This is a genomic window from Chitinibacter sp. FCG-7 (assembly GCF_040047665.1).
In the GTDB taxonomy this organism is placed as follows: domain Bacteria; phylum Pseudomonadota; class Gammaproteobacteria; order Burkholderiales; family Chitinibacteraceae; genus Chitinibacter; species Chitinibacter mangrovi.
Map to the genome: position 1 here is coordinate 141,943 of NZ_CP157355.1, position 15,565 is coordinate 157,507.

17 protein-coding genes are annotated in these 15,565 nt (G+C 52.9%); 5 read left to right on the forward strand and 12 right to left on the reverse strand.

What is annotated here, in order from left to right; genetic code table 11:
* Positions 1-71: 71 nt before the first annotated feature.
* The 7 genes from pyrH to ABHF33_RS00715 all read right to left on the reverse strand — a co-directional run bounded on the left by pyrH (position 72) and on the right by ABHF33_RS00715 (position 5,906).
* Positions 72-791 (reverse strand): UMP kinase, encoded by a 720-nt coding sequence (gene pyrH, locus ABHF33_RS00685; protein ID WP_157314680.1) that lies wholly within the window; start codon positions 789-791, stop codon positions 72-74.
* 142 nt (positions 792-933) lie between these two features.
* A complete protein-coding gene (gene tsf / locus ABHF33_RS00690) occupies positions 934-1,818 on the reverse strand; it encodes a translation elongation factor Ts (RefSeq protein ID WP_348945159.1) in 885 nt (294 codons plus the stop codon).
* A gap of 97 nt (positions 1,819-1,915) precedes the next feature.
* A complete protein-coding gene (rpsB, locus tag ABHF33_RS00695; protein WP_157314678.1) occupies positions 1,916-2,641 on the reverse strand; it encodes a 30S ribosomal protein S2 in 726 nt (241 codons plus the stop codon).
* A 171-nt stretch (positions 2,642-2,812) separates the two neighbouring features.
* Positions 2,813-3,616: a hypothetical protein gene (locus tag ABHF33_RS00700; protein ID WP_348945160.1), complete on the reverse strand. Its 804-nt coding sequence runs from the start codon at positions 3,614-3,616 to the stop codon at positions 2,813-2,815.
* 18 nt (positions 3,617-3,634) lie between these two features.
* Complete coding sequence (locus ABHF33_RS00705) at positions 3,635-4,609, reverse strand: MlaD family protein (RefSeq protein WP_348945161.1); 975 nt, start codon at positions 4,607-4,609, stop codon at positions 3,635-3,637.
* 3 nt (positions 4,610-4,612) lie between these two features.
* Positions 4,613-5,191, reverse strand: a complete 579-nt coding sequence (locus tag ABHF33_RS00710) for a hypothetical protein (RefSeq protein WP_348945162.1) — start codon at positions 5,189-5,191, stop codon at positions 4,613-4,615.
* Positions 5,192-5,207: 16 nt separating this feature from the next.
* A complete protein-coding gene (locus tag ABHF33_RS00715; protein ID WP_348945163.1) occupies positions 5,208-5,906 on the reverse strand; it encodes an ABC transporter permease in 699 nt (232 codons plus the stop codon).
* A gap of 186 nt (positions 5,907-6,092) precedes the next feature.
* On the opposite strand from ABHF33_RS00715, the gene trxB reads away from it, so the two are divergent.
* A complete protein-coding gene (gene trxB / locus ABHF33_RS00720; RefSeq protein ID WP_432803948.1) occupies positions 6,093-7,046 on the forward strand; it encodes a thioredoxin-disulfide reductase in 954 nt (317 codons plus the stop codon).
* 414 nt (positions 7,047-7,460) lie between these two features.
* The gene (locus ABHF33_RS00725; protein WP_157314673.1) at positions 7,461-7,652 is read left to right on the forward strand and encodes a hypothetical protein; all 192 of its coding nucleotides are present in this window, start codon (positions 7,461-7,463) and stop codon (positions 7,650-7,652) included.
* 436 nt (positions 7,653-8,088) lie between these two features.
* Here the strand turns inward: ABHF33_RS00725 and ABHF33_RS00730 are convergent, their stop codons facing one another.
* The 4 genes from ABHF33_RS00730 to apaG all read right to left on the reverse strand — a co-directional run bounded on the left by ABHF33_RS00730 (position 8,089) and on the right by apaG (position 12,492).
* On the reverse strand, positions 8,089-8,697 hold the full coding sequence (locus tag ABHF33_RS00730; RefSeq protein ID WP_348945164.1) for a GDSL-type esterase/lipase family protein: 609 nt from the start codon (positions 8,695-8,697) through the stop codon (positions 8,089-8,091).
* 121 nt (positions 8,698-8,818) lie between these two features.
* Positions 8,819-10,243 carry an L-serine ammonia-lyase gene (locus tag ABHF33_RS00735; protein ID WP_348945165.1) on the reverse strand — a complete coding sequence of 475 codons (1,425 nt, stop codon included), beginning with the start codon at positions 10,241-10,243 and terminating at the stop codon, positions 8,819-8,821.
* 87 nt (positions 10,244-10,330) lie between these two features.
* Complete coding sequence (locus tag ABHF33_RS00740; protein WP_348945166.1) at positions 10,331-12,115, reverse strand: ABCB family ABC transporter ATP-binding protein/permease; 1,785 nt, start codon at positions 12,113-12,115, stop codon at positions 10,331-10,333.
* On the reverse strand, positions 12,115-12,492 hold the full coding sequence (gene apaG / locus ABHF33_RS00745; protein WP_348945167.1) for a Co2+/Mg2+ efflux protein ApaG: 378 nt from the start codon (positions 12,490-12,492) through the stop codon (positions 12,115-12,117). Before apaG ends, ABHF33_RS00740 begins: the two co-directional genes overlap by 1 nt.
* Positions 12,493-12,699: 207 nt before the next feature.
* On the opposite strand from apaG, the gene rpe reads away from it, so the two are divergent.
* From rpe to ABHF33_RS00760, 3 genes are all read left to right on the forward strand, one after another.
* Positions 12,700-13,377, forward strand: coding sequence for a ribulose-phosphate 3-epimerase (gene rpe / locus ABHF33_RS00750; RefSeq protein WP_348945168.1), 678 nt, complete (start codon positions 12,700-12,702; stop codon positions 13,375-13,377).
* A gap of 8 nt (positions 13,378-13,385) precedes the next feature.
* Positions 13,386-13,727, forward strand: a complete 342-nt coding sequence (arsC, locus tag ABHF33_RS00755) for an arsenate reductase (glutaredoxin) (RefSeq protein ID WP_348945169.1) — start codon at positions 13,386-13,388, stop codon at positions 13,725-13,727.
* 342 nt (positions 13,728-14,069) lie between these two features.
* Positions 14,070-14,732 carry a phosphoglycolate phosphatase gene (locus tag ABHF33_RS00760; RefSeq protein ID WP_348945170.1) on the forward strand — a complete coding sequence of 221 codons (663 nt, stop codon included), beginning with the start codon at positions 14,070-14,072 and terminating at the stop codon, positions 14,730-14,732.
* Here the strand turns inward: ABHF33_RS00760 and ABHF33_RS00765 are convergent.
* Positions 14,689-15,555, reverse strand: coding sequence for a hypothetical protein (locus tag ABHF33_RS00765; RefSeq protein WP_348945171.1), 867 nt, complete (start codon positions 15,553-15,555; stop codon positions 14,689-14,691). The genes ABHF33_RS00760 and ABHF33_RS00765 overlap by 44 nt on opposite strands.
* Positions 15,556-15,565 lie beyond the last annotated feature (10 nt).

Below are 15,565 nucleotides of genomic sequence, written 5' to 3' on the forward strand. Positions count from 1 at the left end.
GCAATAAAAAACAGGCGGGATTATACCCGCCCGTCGAGATGATTTCGAAAAATCTTGAGTTCGATACAATCTTAACAGTGTACCAGTGTACCCTCGTCTTCCCCAAGCACGACACGCTTTAGCGCGCCCGGCTTGAAGATACTCAGTACACAAATATTCATTTTCTGATCGCGGCACAATGCAAATGCCGTTGCATCCATTACTTTCAAATTCCGGCCAATCGCCTCATCAAACGTCACCGTCTGATAACGAACAGCATCCGGATTTTTCTTTGGATCATCAGTATAAACGCCATCGACTTTCGTGGCTTTCAATACAATATCAGCACCTACTTCCATGCCGCGCAGTGCAGCGGCCGTATCGGTAGTAAAGAAAGGATTACCCGTACCGGCACCGAAAATGACGACTTTATTTTCTTCAAGGTAACGAATGGCTTTGCCACGCACATAAGGCTCGGCAACTTGCTGAATGGTCAAAGCTGACTGTACGCGAGAAACAATCCCCGCATGGCGCATCGCGTCTTGCAGTGCCAATGCGTTCATCACCGTTGCCAACATGCCCATATAATCGGCTGTTGCACGATCCATCCCTGATGCAGCTGGCGCTACACCACGGAAGATATTTCCACCGCCAATCACCACGGCAACCTGCACCCCGAGATCAACAACTTCTTTGATTTCCTGCACAATCCGGTCAATCGTAGCGCGATTGATGCCGTAGCTATCGTCGCCCATCAATGCTTCGCCGGAGAGCTTTAACAGAATTCGTTTGTATTTTTTTGGCTGGCTCATACATAGTCCTTATTAAGTTTACCCGGGCGTGCTTGTGACGTACTCGTAAAACGCGGCGCGCATAGTCGTAGAAACGCCGCGCTTTAAGGCGCGGCGTTCACAAGCAATCTGCGCGACGCTTATTTAAGTCTGATTTATAGACTTAAAGCTGCGCTGCTGCAGCAACTTCAGCTGCGTAATCAACTACTTTCTTCTCAATGCCTTCGCCTACGGTAAACATAGTGAATGCATTGATAGAGGCAGCTTTTGATTTAACCAGTTGCTCGATGGTTTGCTTGCCATCTTCGGCTTTGATGAACACTTGATTCAGCAAAGTCACTTCTTTCAGGAACTTGTTAACAGTACCTTCGGCGATTTTGTCCAGCATGTCGCCAGATTTGCCCGCTTCTTTCGCGCGCTCGATGGCAACGCGGCGCTCGGTTTCAACCAGCTCAGCGTCAACACCTGAAGCATCCAGTGCTTTTGGCTTGCTTGCGGCAATGTGCATCGCCAAGTCACGGCCCAGTTGCTCGTCGCCACCCGTTACATCAACCAGTACGCCGATTTTCGCGCCGTGCAGGTAAGCAGCCAATTGGCCAGCAGTTTCGTAACGCACGAAACGGCGCAAAGTCATGTTCTCGCCCAATTTAGCGATAATCGCGTTACGAGCTTCTTCAACGGTTTCGCCAGAGTCAGTCTTAACCGCACCCAGAGCAGCCACGTCAGCAGGATTGCCCACCACAACGGCTTTCGCACATGCTTTTGCAAATGCAGCAAAGTTTTCATCCTTACCAACGAAGTCGGTTTCGCAGTTCACTTCGATCAGCGCACCAACTTTCTTGTCATCAGTAATAAATGCAACCACAGTACCTTCGGCAGCAGTACGGCCAGCCATTTTAGAGGCTTTATTGCCTGATTTGATACGCAGTACTTCTTCAGCTTTTTTGATGTCGCCATCAGCTTCAACCAGTGCTTTTTTGCACTCCATCATGCCAAGGCCGGTCAGTTCGCGCAGCTCGGCAACCATTTTTGCAGTAATTGCAGCCATGAAATTCTCCCGAATATAAGACTTCAGTTTATTGGGTCAATGTTACAAAAAAGGGGCTAAACGCCCCTTTTTAAATTGTGCTACTTCAGTACCCGGATTACTCGGCAGCAGCTTCGCTAACTGCAGCAACCAAAGCCTGAGTTGCCTGGTTACGGCCTTCCAGTACCGCATCAGCTACTGCACGAGCGTACAGGCGGATTGCGCGAGAAGAGTCGTCGTTACCAGGGATAACGTAGTCAATGCCTTCTGGATTGTTGTTGGTATCAACAACACCAATGACAGGGATACCGAGCTTGCGAGCTTCAACGATCGTACCAGCTTGGTAACCAGTGTCGATTACGAAAATCGCATCTGGCAGGCCGCCCATCTCGTTGATACCGCCCAATGAACGCTCGAGTTTTTCAACTTCACGTTTCATGTCCAGCAATTCTTTCTTGCCGTAGCCAGTACCTTCAGCATTTTCCAACACAGCTTTCATGTCGTTCATGCGTTTGATCGATTGCTTAACTGTTTTGTAGTTAGTCAGCATACCACCCAACCAGCGGTGATCAACGAATGGTGAATTTGCGCGAGTAGCTTCTTCAGCGATGATTTCGCGAGCAGCGCGTTTTGTACCTACGAACAATACGTTGCCTTTGTTTGCAGACAATTGACGCACGAATTTCAGTGCATCTTCAAACATTGGCAGTGTTTTTTCGAGGTTGATAATGTGAATCTTGTTGCGAGCGCCGAAAATGAACTTGCCCATTTTCGGGTTCCAGTAACGGGTTTGGTGGCCGAAGTGTACGCCGGCTTCCAGCATATCGCGCATGCTAACAGACATTGATTTCTCCAAAGTCTCAGGGGTTAAGGTCTTCCGCCCGTAGGAACTAATCAAAGCACCCTTGAGATACGGACGGGAAAATTACTGCACAAACCATTTGCACAGCTAGTCGGCGATTATAACCGCGAAAACCCGGAAAACTCAAGCCAAACGCCGACTTAAATTTTGCCATCAACGTAAATCAGCCGGATCGCACCGCACTGCCTGACAAACACTCTGCAACCTTTGCCCACTTTCTTGCTGCAATGCCTCATCACCGAGAGCGATGGCAATCTCTAGCTGCAAGCGATAATCCTCAATCAGCCACGCTGGTTTGGCCAGCACGCGATCAAGCTCGAGCGCCGCCTGAATATGCGGCAAAGCGCCGCCTGCTTGCTGCTGCCTGAGCAATGCCAAAGCCTGCAGGCGATGTGCGTGGGCAATTTCAGCGCGCTCAGTAGCTGGGGCAGTGGCGAGTAATTGCCTACTGATCGCAGCCACCCGTGGCCAATCGAGCTTGCTGGCAGCGATTTTGGCCGCCAGATTGAGCTGCGCCCACTGTAAAGCACAGGGTTTGGCGCACAGCCGCTCTGATTCGGCCAGATACATGGCCGCCACACCCGCATCGGGCAAGGAGATCATCGCCAATTGCAAGTACGCTTGCGCACGAATCGCCTCACCAAACAGCACCTGGGCAAGCAACGGCTTCAAGGTGCCTTGCGCAGCTTCCAACTGCCCCCGTTTTTGCTGCGCCTGAGCCAGACCCAGACGAGCCTGCCCCTGCCCCTGCCAATCGTCCAATGCCTGATAGCGAAGCAGCGTTTGCTGCCAATACTCGGCAGCAGAGGCTAAATCCTCCTGCCGTATTGCCCGTAAAGCCTTGCTGTGACTATCATGCACAGCCATACGCAGTGCAGGTATAGGCTCTTTGGGCGCACTGGAGCACGCCCCTAACAGGGCAAGCAGCAAAAGCAAATTCAATCGTTGCCAAAACATGATCGGACTCTCCACGACTTATCGACTTTCCACGACAGGCGCCGTCAGCGCGGGCCACTCAAGACTGCGGCTTAAAGGCCAGATCTGTTGCACCGCCTCCAGCGTTTGATCGCTGCGACGCAATAAATCGCCACCATCGCGCACCATACCCGGAATCATCGGCGCCGATTGCTCCACGGTCGAGCGCAAAATCCGCATGCTGGCGCTGGCATCCTGCGTCATTGAATCAACACTGCGCAAACTGGCGTCGGCACTACGCAGCATCGACGGCAGTTGCTGGGCCACCTCGCTGGCGATCAGATCGGCGCGGTTTAGAAATTGCTGGCTGCTTTGCAAATTGCTGCGCACTTCCTGATCAAGTAAACCATCGGTGCGTAAAAGCAGCTGGTCGATTTTCTCGCGCGTTTGGCGCACTTCAGCGGTAAGTTGCTGAACATTGCTCAGGGTCTGGCGAATATCGCCTTTAGGATCATTCAGATAGTCAAATGTCTGCTGAACCGAGTCAAAAATCGGCAAGGTGCGATTGCGCAAATCCAGCGCAATATCCGACAAGCCCAAGGTGGCCGCAAAAGTGAGCACTCCGCCCTCCTGCATCACCGCCACATTGCTCGACCCACCCGAAATCTCGATGAAATGATCACCAATCACCCCGTCCTGCTGCAGCAAGGCAATCGAATCGAGCTTGATCCACTTCATATAGCGTTCTTCAACCAGAATCTCGACATCGACCTTGGCTTGCTCATTGAGCGAGACTTCATCGACCACTCCAATCCGAAACCCCGACAGGCGCACCTGCAGACCCGGTGCCAGCCCTGCGCCGCTTTCGGCGACAAAGTGCAGACGGGTTTTCGGATTAAACAAGCCCTGCCGCTCGGCCAGCACGGCAATCAGCACAATGACAATCAAGCCGATCACAGCGGCAAACACTCCGACGCGCCAGCCCAATAGCTGAAAACGCGGGTCGATATCTTTTAAAAACTGATGCTGTTTCATGACTCAAGCCATATCATCGTGAGGTTCGGTTAGCAATTGAACGGGGGTATATCCTGCTGGAACTTCACCAGAAACAATCAGGATGCGATACTCAACCCCGGTATATGCATCGTGTAATTGGGCGAGCAAGCTATTGCGGTGGCGTGATTGCTGCAGCCAGGCCAGCCATTCGTGCTCGATCAGCAAAAATCGGGGCTGCTGCAACAAGGCACGCAGCAAAGCAGCAAGTCGGCGATGCGGCGTATCAAGCTGCGCAGGCAGCAAAGCCAGATTGTGCATCAGCAGCTGGTGGTCAAATTCAAAGGGCGCAAGCACAGCCTGCAAGTGCGCATCCAGCTCGGCCAGACTCTCGCCCGAGTGATACCAGCTGGGCAGCACAATATTTTCCCACACGCGCAGATTACTGACAAAAACCGGCTTGGCCTCCAGAATGCCCAAAGCGCCCTGCTCCAGCAAATGAATGCGTCGCGCCAGCTCGCTAATCAGCAACTGGCTGGCGTCTTCATCATCAAGCACAAAGGCGTAATTGCCTGGGCGAGCCAGCGGATCGGGAATACATTGCCACTGACGTGGCGTTTTCATATTCAGCGCCATCCATCTACACCAAAAAAGCCCAACATAAATCAAGCGCAAACAGCGCAAACAGCCCGCGCATCACCGCCCGCGATGCAGCACGCGGAATCTCAGTAGCGCTCAGTTGCACGTTCAAACCCGCCTGACAAGCCAGAATGCCGCCCGCCAGACCAAAGCTCGCCGCCTTGGCCAGACACAGCAGCACTTCTTCCATTTTCAGAATACGCTCCAGTGCCAGCACCTGATAGCTCGCGTCCCAGCCAGCGATCATCAACACACCGCCCAGCATGGCACCCAGCGCCATACAGGCGGTCAGCAGCACGGCCGAACTCATCATGCCCATCACACGCGGAAAAATCAGATAGCTGCTAACTGCAATATCCATGCGCTCCAGCTCGCGCACCTCGCCATTAATCCGCATCGTCGCCAGCTCAATAGCAATGGCCGAAGCCGAACGCGCCATCACAATCAGCACCGTCAGCAACGGTGCCAGCTCGGTAAAGGTCAGCGATCCCAGCAGGCGCATCGCTGCATCGCGGCTTTGCCCGTATTGGCCATGCAATTGCGCCACCACAATGCCACCGAGGGCAAAACCGATAAAAAACATCAGCCAGGCCGCTTCATTGGCCGTGAAATAAACCTGTTTTAAATACACCCTGCGCACCGGAGCACGGGCAAAACCCGAAAAAGCGCGCAATAAATAATGCCGCAACCATCTTTTCAAAACACAAATCCCACCCATCTAAACAGAAATGCAAACAGGCGCAGCACAGCGGTGCGCAGCCAGCGCTATCGCCACGATAGCAACAAACGAATAGAACGTCACCGCACAAAGCTTTAAACTAGCGCGATTGTTTGCACCCGCAACGTAGCTTTTGACCGAATAACACTCACCATCAAAGGAATAATCATGGCGACTCAACACCACCGTTTGCTGATTCTAGGCTCAGGCCCTGCCGGTTATACGGCCGCAGTGTACGCTGCCCGTGCCAACTTGAAACCGGTACTGATTACCGGCATCGCGCAAGGCGGCCAGCTGATGACCACAACCGACGTGGACAACTGGCCAGCCGACGCCGATGGCGTAATGGGCCCGGAATTGATGAGCCGCTTCCAGAAGCACGCCGAGCGCTTTGGCACCGAGATGATTTTCGACCACATCCATACCACGCACCTGAACGAAAAACCGATCCGTCTGGTGGGCGACTCTGGCGAATACACCTGCGACGCCCTGATTATCGCTACGGGCGCATCGGCTCAATACTTGGGCATTCCATCCGAAGAGGCGTACTCTGGCCGCGGCGTATCGGCTTGTGCAACCTGCGATGGCTTCTTCTACCGTGGCAAACCGGTTGCCGTGGTAGGTGGTGGTAATACGGCAGTTGAAGAAGCGCTGTACCTGTCGAACATCGCCAGCCATGTCACGCTGATTCACCGCCGCGATACCTTCCGCTCGGAAAAAATCCTGATCGATCACCTGATGGAAAAAGTGGCCGAGGGCAAAATCACACTGGAGCTGAACCAGACGCTAGACGAAGTGCTGGGCGACGCCAGCGGCGTAACCGGCGCGCGCCTGAAAGCATTCAACGGCGAAGATACCAAGGAAATCACCGTTGACGGCGTATTTATCGCGATTGGCCACAAACCGAACACCGACATTTTCAAAGGCCAGCTCGAGATGGATGCCACTGGCTACCTGATCACGCAAGGCGGTCGTAATGGCAACGCCACTGCCACCAGCGTACCCGGCGTATTTGCTGCGGGTGACGTGCAAGACCACATCTACCGCCAAGCCGTGACTTCAGCTGCGAGTGGTTGCCAAGCCGCGCTGGACGCAGATCGTTACCTAGAAAGTCTGCGCTAAAATAGTGAGGTATATACCTGCAGAGCAATCTGCACCTAGCCTGCAGGGCAATACCCTAACGCCCCGGATAATTGATTTTATCCGGGGCTTTTTGATTGCTGTACGGTCACAAGCATCGCGGCAGCACCAGTATGGTGCACCGCAACGAGCTGACCGCGATCTTTCACCATATCTGTTGCATAGATTCAATATGCAGAAAAAAATGATGTGCTGTCTTTAAATTGACATACATAATTGACATGCTTGCTGGGCTGTACTCGGGGCCAGGTCACTGATCAAAAGTGTTCACGCAAGGCGCAAAGTCAAAGACAAGTACAAGCTGTACCGCGAGACCAAGCCACGCCGCATGAGCACTTTGGGTTTAAGACTGCCAAGGCCAAGAATTACTGGTTTAACCTTCAAAGAGGAATCACCATGTCTCTGCCGTCTACGTTCAAAACCTCTCGTCAACGTCGTTCTTTGGAAGAAGCACAGCGCAATATGGAAATCGCTGTGATGGGCACGTACCGGAAACAATTTGAAACCAAACGCCAGATCCGCAACGCCTTGGCCGATCTGGCCGCAGAGCGGGCCGAAAAATCGCTCGATTACCTCGAACAAGCCTGACCAAACGCAGCCCGCATTCAACCCCCGATATTTATCGGGGGTTTTTTGTGCCTAACTTAATCTTCATCTTTCAAACCATGAAAACACTAAGAAACCTGATTGATATTAATTAACTTGCTTGTGATCGCTTCGGCCATCCTACTGAGTACGTTTGGAAACCCGACAACCATCAATCATTCATTTGCCATTTACGCGCCATTCATATCCACAGCACTCGGGGCAAGTTTATTAATTGTCGGACTGTACGCATTTTTTACCAAGAAGATAGCCATCAGCCTAGAAGCTCAACAACGCGCAATATGCGCACTGCTTCTCGTATCGGGTACGCTACTGCTTTATGTTGGGGGCAGATGGCTATGGGCATGGTTTTATTAATCAGATTAACGCTGAAGGTAGGAAGCCAAGCCAAAACGACACGATTGAAGTAAAGATTGTGTCACGGCCGCCAAGCCCCCAGCTCGGCCAGTTGTTCGGCTAATTCTTCGGCCATCATCGCGTAGCCAGCTGCATTCGGGTGTACTGCATCGCTTTTGAGTGACGATTTGGCGAGGATGGTTTCCAGTATTTCGTCATTGAGCGCAATCTCGTATTGCTCGGCCAACTCGGCGTATAAAGGGGCGGTATCGAGCCCCAAACCCAATTTGGGCACGCCGATCAGCAAGAGTGGAATCTTGCGCCGCTGCAACTCCTCAATCATCAAACCCAGCTCCCGCTTGGTCTGCGCGGCGTCCAGCTTTTGCAGAAAATCATTGCCACCCAGACACAGCAACACCAATTTGGGCTTGGTCTCGTCCAGCGTATTCACAAACCGCGTTCGAGCCTGAGCTGCAGTTTCTCCCGGCACGCCAGCGTTCACGATGTCCCAGCCGGTTTTGGCGGCCAAACGCGCCGGATAGGCTTGCTCCTCCGTTGCGCCAGTGCCAAAGGTGAGGCTATCGCCAAACGCCAGCACAACACTGCCTGCAGGCAGGGGAGCAAGTTCTGGCGTTTTGCCACAGGCTGTGAATAGCATCAGGCAGCAAGAGAGCAAAAACCAGCGCAGCATAGTTCTATCCTTGTGGTGATCCAGATCATCAAAACGTAACTACATCAGCCATGCTCTCCACAATACCCATACAGGTATTGCCATACAGAAAATCATTAACAATACCTACAAGGCAATACCCCTAACACTCAGGTTGAGCCACGGTCAGCGCGAGGCCGCCGAGCGAGGTTTCCTTATAGCTGTTTTTCATATCCAGCCCGGTGCGATACATAGTTTCAATCACTTTATCGAGGCTGACCAGATGCTCGCCGTCTTCCAGTAGCGCAAGCTGGGCAATTTTAATCGCCTTCTCGGCGGCGACGCCGTTACGTTCCACGCACGGCACTTGCACCTGGCCGCCAACCGGATCGCACGTCAGCCCCAGATGATGCTCCATCGCAATTTCGGCGGCGTTTTCCACTTGCGCCAGCGTGCCGCCCAGCACCGCGCAATACGCGCCCGCTGCCATTGAGCACGCCACGCCCACTTCGCCCTGACAGCCGACTTCGGCACCGGAAATCGACGCATTCATTTTGTACAGCATGCCAATCGCGGCAGCGGTGAGCAGGAAATCGACAATGCCTTCATCGCTGGCATCGGGTGTGAAATCCCGATAATACTGCAGCACCGCCGGAATAATGCCCGCCGCGCCATTGGTCGGCGCCGTTACCACGCGCCCGCCGCTGGCGTTTTCTTCCGACACGGCCATGGCATACAGCATCGGCCACAACATCACATCGGCGCGCCCCTCCATATGCATCGCGGAGAGGCGCTGATACAGCGCCGGAGCGCGGCGCTTGACAGCAAAAGGCCCCGGCAAACGGCCTTCATGTTTGCAGCCTTGCGCCACGCAGCCCTGCATGACCGCCGCAATCTCCAGCAGTTGCGCGCGGATTTCTGCTTCGGCACGGCCATCACGATCAGTTTGCTGACGCAGCGCCAGCTCGTTAGCCAATACAATCTGCGCCATGCTGAGCCCATGCGTGCGGCATTGCGCCATCAGCTCGGCACTACTGTGAAACGGATAGGGAATCGCTGTGGCAGCGGGCGGCGGCGCCGCATCCCACTGCGAGGCCGACACAATAAAGCCACCGCCGACCGAAAAATACGTCTCGCGCAGCAGCAAAGCCCCAGCCGCATCAAACGCGCTGATGCGCATGCCATTGGCGTGTTGCGGCAGAAACAGATGTTTGTGCAATTGCAGATCGGTCTGCGGATTAAACGCAATGGCATGCTGGCCAGCTAAATTGAGCATGGCGCCGCTGCGCAGCGCCTGCATGCGGGGTGCAATCTGCGCCGGATCAATACCCTGTGGTGTATTGCCCTCCAGACCAAGTATGGCGGCGTCTATAGTGCCATGCCCCTCACCTGTTAACGCGAGCGAGCCATAGAGCTCAATGCGGATTTGAACCACCTGCGCCAATACACCCGCCGCCTGCTGCGCATCGGAGACCAGAGCATCGGAGACCAGAGCATCCGCAAAGGCTTTGCTCGCCAGCATGGGCCCGACCGTGTGCGAGCTTGATGGGCCGATGCCGATTTTGAACAGATCAAATACGCTGAGCATGAAGCCATCCTTGAATGCCAATAATGCAATCAACGATAGCCAGCACGCCCATCAGCAGCAATACCGACTAACCCCATCCCCGCGCACTTACGCGGTCTCGCCTTCATCGTGTAACTGCAGCGCCCACATCTGCGCATAGACGCCTGCAGCCGCCAGCAGCTCGCGATGCGTGCCGCGCTCGACAATCTGCCCATGCTGCATCACCAGAATTTCGTCGGCATCCGAAATCGTCGACAGCCGATGTGCAACAACGAGCGTCGTGCGATTCGCTGAAATGGCTTTCAGCTCGGCCTGAATGGCTTTTTCGGTTTGCGAATCAAGCGCGCTGGTCGCTTCGTCAAAAATCAAGATTGGTGGATTTTTCAGCACGGTACGCGCAATCGCCACGCGTTGTTTTTCGCCGCCCGACAATTTCAAACCACGCTCACCGACGGTGGTTTCAAACCCATCGGGCAATTGCATGATGAAATCGTAGATATGCGCCGATTTGGCCGCTTCGATCACTTCTTCTCGACTCGCGCTCGGTTTGCCATAGGCGATGTTGTAATAAATCGTGTCGTTGAACAGCACGGTGTCTTGCGGCACGATACCAATTTGCGCACGCAAATTGCTTTGTGCCAGCTCGCGCACATCATGGCCATTAATGCGAATTGCGCCCTGGTTCACATCGTAAAAACGATATAGCAGCCGCGACAAGGTTGATTTGCCCGCGCCACTGGAGCCCACCACTGCCACAGTTTTACCAGCCGGAATCTGAAAGCTGATGCCGTGCAAAATCGGCCGGTTGCTGTCGTAGGCAAAATCGACGTTGCTGAACTCAACACTGGCATTGTCCAGATTGACGGTTTTGGCGTTATCACTGTCTTTGATCTCGGCATTGCGTGCCATTAGGCCAAACATTTTTTCCATATCGGCCAGCGAATTTTTAATTTCGCGATAGACAAAACCGAGGAAATTCAGCGGGCCATACAGCTGCAACAGGAAGGCATTGACCAGCACCAAATCGCCCAAGGTCATCGTACCCTTCACCACGCCATTGGCTGCCATCCCCACCAGCAAAGTCACACCCACGGCGATAATCGACGCTTGGCCAGCGTTTAGAAACGACAGCGACACCTGATTTTTAACTGCCGCCGATTCCCATTTACTCAGGCTGTGATCATAGCGCTCGGCTTCCCAGCGCTCATTGCCAAAATACTTCACCGTTTCGTAATTGATCAGGCTATCGATCGCGCGGGTATTGGCTTTGGAATCGAGATCATTCATATCACGACGAAAGTGCATTCGCCATTCGGTCACACCCAAGGTGAAACCGATATACAACGCAATCGTCGCAAACGTCACCGCTGCAAAGGTCCAGTGATATTTTTGCAGCAAAATCGCCGCCACCAGGCCGATTTCGACCAAGGTCGGCAGGATATTGAACAGCGTGAAATTGAGTAAAAACGAAATGCCCTTGGTGCCGCGATCAATATCGCGGCTCATGCCGCCGGTTTGACGCTCCAAATGAAAACGCAACGATAGGCGATGTAAATGCTCAAACACCTGCAGCGCAATTTTGCGGATCGCGCCTTGCGTGACTTTGGCAAAGACTGCATCACGCATCTCGCCCAACACCGCCGAGCTTAGTCGCAACGCGCCATAGCCCAGAATCAACGTTACCGGCAAAGCCAGCGCCAGATCTTTGGCCGCCATTAAATCGACAATATCTTTGAGCACCAGCGGCACCGCCACATTGGCAAGCTTGGCCAGCACCAATAAGCTGAGCGCCAGCACCACGCGCCATTTGTATTGCAGCAAATACGGCAACAGGGTCTTCAAGGTTTTCCAGTTATTGCCACCCTCGATGGGCGCGGTGCTACTTGGTCGCATTAATGCAGAGTCCTTGGCATAGAGAGTACAAATTGGGCGATTTCGGCTTCAAATTCGGTGCCATCAGCGGCGATCATCTGATAAGTACCGCGCATCGTACCCACTGGCGTGGCTAGGGTGACGCCGCTGGTGTATTCGAAAACTTCCCCAGGTGCCAGCTCGGGATGCTCACCAATCACGCCAAGCCCGCGCACTTCCTGCGTTTTGCCACCGGCGTCTTCGATAATCCAGTGCCGCGCGATCAGCTTGGCGGTAATGCTGCCCGCGTTTTCAATCGTGATTTGATAGGCAAAAGTGTATTGCTCGGCTGCTTCGTCCGATTGCTCGGGCAAATAAAACGGCCGCGCAGTGACGCGAATTTGATAGCTGTGTTCCATATATTGATCCCCATAAAACCCATGCAAAGTTTTATCGCAAGGCAGTGATGCAAGAAAACTTTTCCAACTGATCACGAACAAATGCGGCCAAAGTTCAGAATACCAATCCACACGCCATCATATCGCGACAATTTGTTGCTAATCAGGATGGTTTTATCACGCAGTGGCAAACTGGCATAATACCCGCCAACCTTCAGGGAGATTCACATGACCTTCCGTATCGCCCCCAGTATTTTATCTGCCGACTTTGCCCGCCTTGGCGAAGAAGTGAAAAACGTCATCGCCGCTGGTGCCGACATTATCCACTTTGATGTGATGGATAATCATTATGTCCCCAATCTAACCATCGGCCCTTTGGTGTGCGACGCCATTCGCCCATGGACCGACGCGCCGATTGATGTGCATTTGATGGTGAAACCGGTTGATCGCATCATCCCAGATTTTGCCAAGGCTGGCGCCAATATCATCACCTTCCACCCAGAAGCCTCCGAGCATATCGATCGCTCACTCGGGCTGATACGCGATTGCGGTTGCAAAGCCGGGCTGGTGTTCAATCCTGCCACGCCGCTGCATTACCTTGACTACGTGATGGACAAGATCGACATGATTTTGCTGATGTCGGTCAATCCCGGCTACGGCGGTCAATCGTTTATCCCAGCCACCTTGGATAAAGCACGCCAGGCACGCGCGCTGATCGACGCCTACACCGCCAAAACCGGCCGCGAAATCTGGCTGGAAATTGATGGCGGCGTGAAAGTCGACAATATCGCCCAGATTGCTGCAGCCGGGATTGATACCTTTGTTGCAGGCTCGGCAATTTACAGCCAACCCGATTACAAAACGGTCATCGACCAAATGCGTGCTGAACTCGCCACCGTGAAATAAGGATCTGTATGAAACTACTGCACAACCCCCGCTGCAGCAAAAGCCGCGAAGCCCTCGCCGCCTTAGAAGACGCTGGCCATACACCCGAAGTATGGCGCTATCTGGATGAGCCACTCACCGAGCAGCAAATCCGCGAATTACTGGCGCAACTTGGCATCGCACCGCTTGCGCTGGTGCGCACCAAGGAAGAGCTATGGCGGGAGTTGAGTAGTGGTAAAGCGCTGAGCGACGACGACATCATCGCCCTGATGGCCAGCCACCCCAAACTGATCGAGCGCCCAATCTTGATCAACAAGGGTAAAGCAGCAATTGGCAGGCCATTAGAAAACATCTTGGCCCTACTGAAATAGGGGCATTTTCTCAATACGTGTTGATGATGGTTTAAGTGCCTTCGGCACTATATTTTACAGTCGCAATCCGCGACGGGGACCTACTTCTCTTGCTTCGCCAAGAGAAGTAGGCAAGAGAAGGCGCCCCGGGCGAAAAGCGCTCCGCGCTGCCCTTGCTTTGTCGTGAGCCAAACGATAAAACTGTTTGTCTCTCTCCTTGCCGCGGTTTTCGCTACACGGGAATTCAAGCCCTAGATCGACGAGCGCACTCCGTAGCAACACTAATTGAGAACATTCCCTGAAATAGCAGCAGGGTATATGCATCAAGACCAAATATAAAAACCATTACAGAGTAATACCCACATGAGTATCCAAGCTATCGCTTTTGACCTTGACGGCACGCTCGTCGATTCGATTCATGACCTCGCTCGCGCCGCCAACGCCGCTCGTGCCGATCTGGGGCTTGCGCCACTGGCGCAAGACACCGTTGAAAGTTATGTCGGCGACGGCGCAGCTAGCCTGATTGCCCGCGTCCTCGCCGATGATATGGCCGCCGACTTCACCGGCACCGAGCTACAGCAGCAAGGCATGACGCAATTTAATCTGCACTACCGTGCGGGCCTGACGATTGCGACGAAGTTCTACCCCAAGGTGCAGGAAACCTTGCACGCGCTGCACGAGCGCGGCCTGCCGCTAGCGATTATCACCAACAAACCCGAGCGTTTTACACTGCCGCTACTGCGCGAGCTGGGCGTGTTCGAGCATTTTGACGTGATTGTCGCGGGCGACACGCTGCCCGAGCGCAAACCATCCGCCCTGCCGCTGGAATACACCGCAGAAAAACTCGGCGTTGCGCTTGAAAACATGCTGATGGTCGGCGATTCAAAGAATGATATTTTGGCGGCCAAAAATGCCGGTTGCCCGAATGTACTCGTCAGCTACGGCTACGGCGATGCGCTGGAAAGCATGGGCGCTGATGCAATTATTCATCGCTTTGATGAGTTGTTCGGGTTTCTGGAGGAGTGATTACAAACAATGGTCGACATAGTTTTTGTCGGCTCCATTCCATCAGAACTTTATCTACTTCACGCAAAGCACTTTGAGGCTTATGAGGACAAGCTGCCGGAGTCACGTGCTGGGATAAGGCTAGGACTGCTAAAACGATCTCGTGTTCGTCAACATCAGAAAAATGTTCTTCAAGATAATCTGATGAAATATTTGGTGCAAGTAGCCCCATGCGAATTGCACTGTTTTTAAGATGCAAATCTGGCTTTGGCGTTAAACCAAGGTCTGTCAGCATATGATAAACAGTAACAACCCCCCAGCCCATGCCAATCTGTTTAGAAAAGCTCTTTGTCCATTTTTTCAACTCTCCCGAACGAATGCCGCCTTGGGTTGACAATTGATCGAGCATATCCTTAACATTTTGATTACTCTTAAGCGCAAGAGCCAGATTCCTGATTGCATAAAGTTTCCAGAGATAGCTTGAAGCCCCACCTTTTGGAAGTTGCTTGATAAAGTTCTTCACTGCACCACCTCGAAGTTCAAAATTCGAATTTGCTTTCCATTGGGAACCTGATGTTTTCATAATAATTTCCCAATCATCACTAGCAATCACTTCAAAATCATCAAAATCAGGTGATGTGTTGATATCTGCAGCAATTCGAGCACCAATACCAACAGTGATATTCGACCAACACGGTTTATCTCGACCGAATTGCCATACATGCGCCATAGTTATTTCAGTTGGAACTGATTCACAAAGTTCAATCACTTCATTCCACATTTCTGGCGATTTTTGTCGTACCTCATCACGTACTGCATAATAGCTTTGAATAATCGCCTTCATTTATAACTCC

Bases quoted from the DNA above. Each gene is read 5' to 3' on its own strand.
- pyrH (WP_157314680.1), bottom strand. From the start codon at position 791: ATGAGCCAGCCAAAAAAATACAAACGAATTCTGTTAAAGCTCTCCGGC.
- tsf (WP_348945159.1), bottom strand. From the start codon at position 1,818: ATGGCTGCAATTACTGCAAAAATGGTTGCCGAGCTGCGCGAACTGACC.
- rpsB (WP_157314678.1), bottom strand. From the start codon at position 2,641: ATGTCTGTTAGCATGCGCGATATGCTGGAAGCCGGCGTACACTTCGGC.
- ABHF33_RS00700 (WP_348945160.1), bottom strand. From the start codon at position 3,616: ATGTTTTGGCAACGATTGAATTTGCTTTTGCTGCTTGCCCTGTTAGGG.
- ABHF33_RS00705 (WP_348945161.1), bottom strand. From the start codon at position 4,609: ATGAAACAGCATCAGTTTTTAAAAGATATCGACCCGCGTTTTCAGCTA.
- ABHF33_RS00710 (WP_348945162.1), bottom strand. From the start codon at position 5,191: ATGAAAACGCCACGTCAGTGGCAATGTATTCCCGATCCGCTGGCTCGC.
- trxB (WP_432803948.1), top strand. From the start codon at position 6,093: ATGGCGACTCAACACCACCGTTTGCTGATTCTAGGCTCAGGCCCTGCC.
- ABHF33_RS00725 (WP_157314673.1), top strand. From the start codon at position 7,461: ATGTCTCTGCCGTCTACGTTCAAAACCTCTCGTCAACGTCGTTCTTTG.
- ABHF33_RS00730 (WP_348945164.1), bottom strand. From the start codon at position 8,697: ATGCTGCGCTGGTTTTTGCTCTCTTGCTGCCTGATGCTATTCACAGCC.
- ABHF33_RS00735 (WP_348945165.1), bottom strand. From the start codon at position 10,243: ATGCTCAGCGTATTTGATCTGTTCAAAATCGGCATCGGCCCATCAAGC.
- ABHF33_RS00740 (WP_348945166.1), bottom strand. From the start codon at position 12,115: ATGCGACCAAGTAGCACCGCGCCCATCGAGGGTGGCAATAACTGGAAA.
- apaG (WP_348945167.1), bottom strand. From the start codon at position 12,492: ATGGAACACAGCTATCAAATTCGCGTCACTGCGCGGCCGTTTTATTTG.
- rpe (WP_348945168.1), top strand. From the start codon at position 12,700: ATGACCTTCCGTATCGCCCCCAGTATTTTATCTGCCGACTTTGCCCGC.
- arsC (WP_348945169.1), top strand. From the start codon at position 13,386: ATGAAACTACTGCACAACCCCCGCTGCAGCAAAAGCCGCGAAGCCCTC.
- ABHF33_RS00760 (WP_348945170.1), top strand. From the start codon at position 14,070: ATGAGTATCCAAGCTATCGCTTTTGACCTTGACGGCACGCTCGTCGAT.
- ABHF33_RS00765 (WP_348945171.1), bottom strand. From the start codon at position 15,555: ATGAAGGCGATTATTCAAAGCTATTATGCAGTACGTGATGAGGTACGA.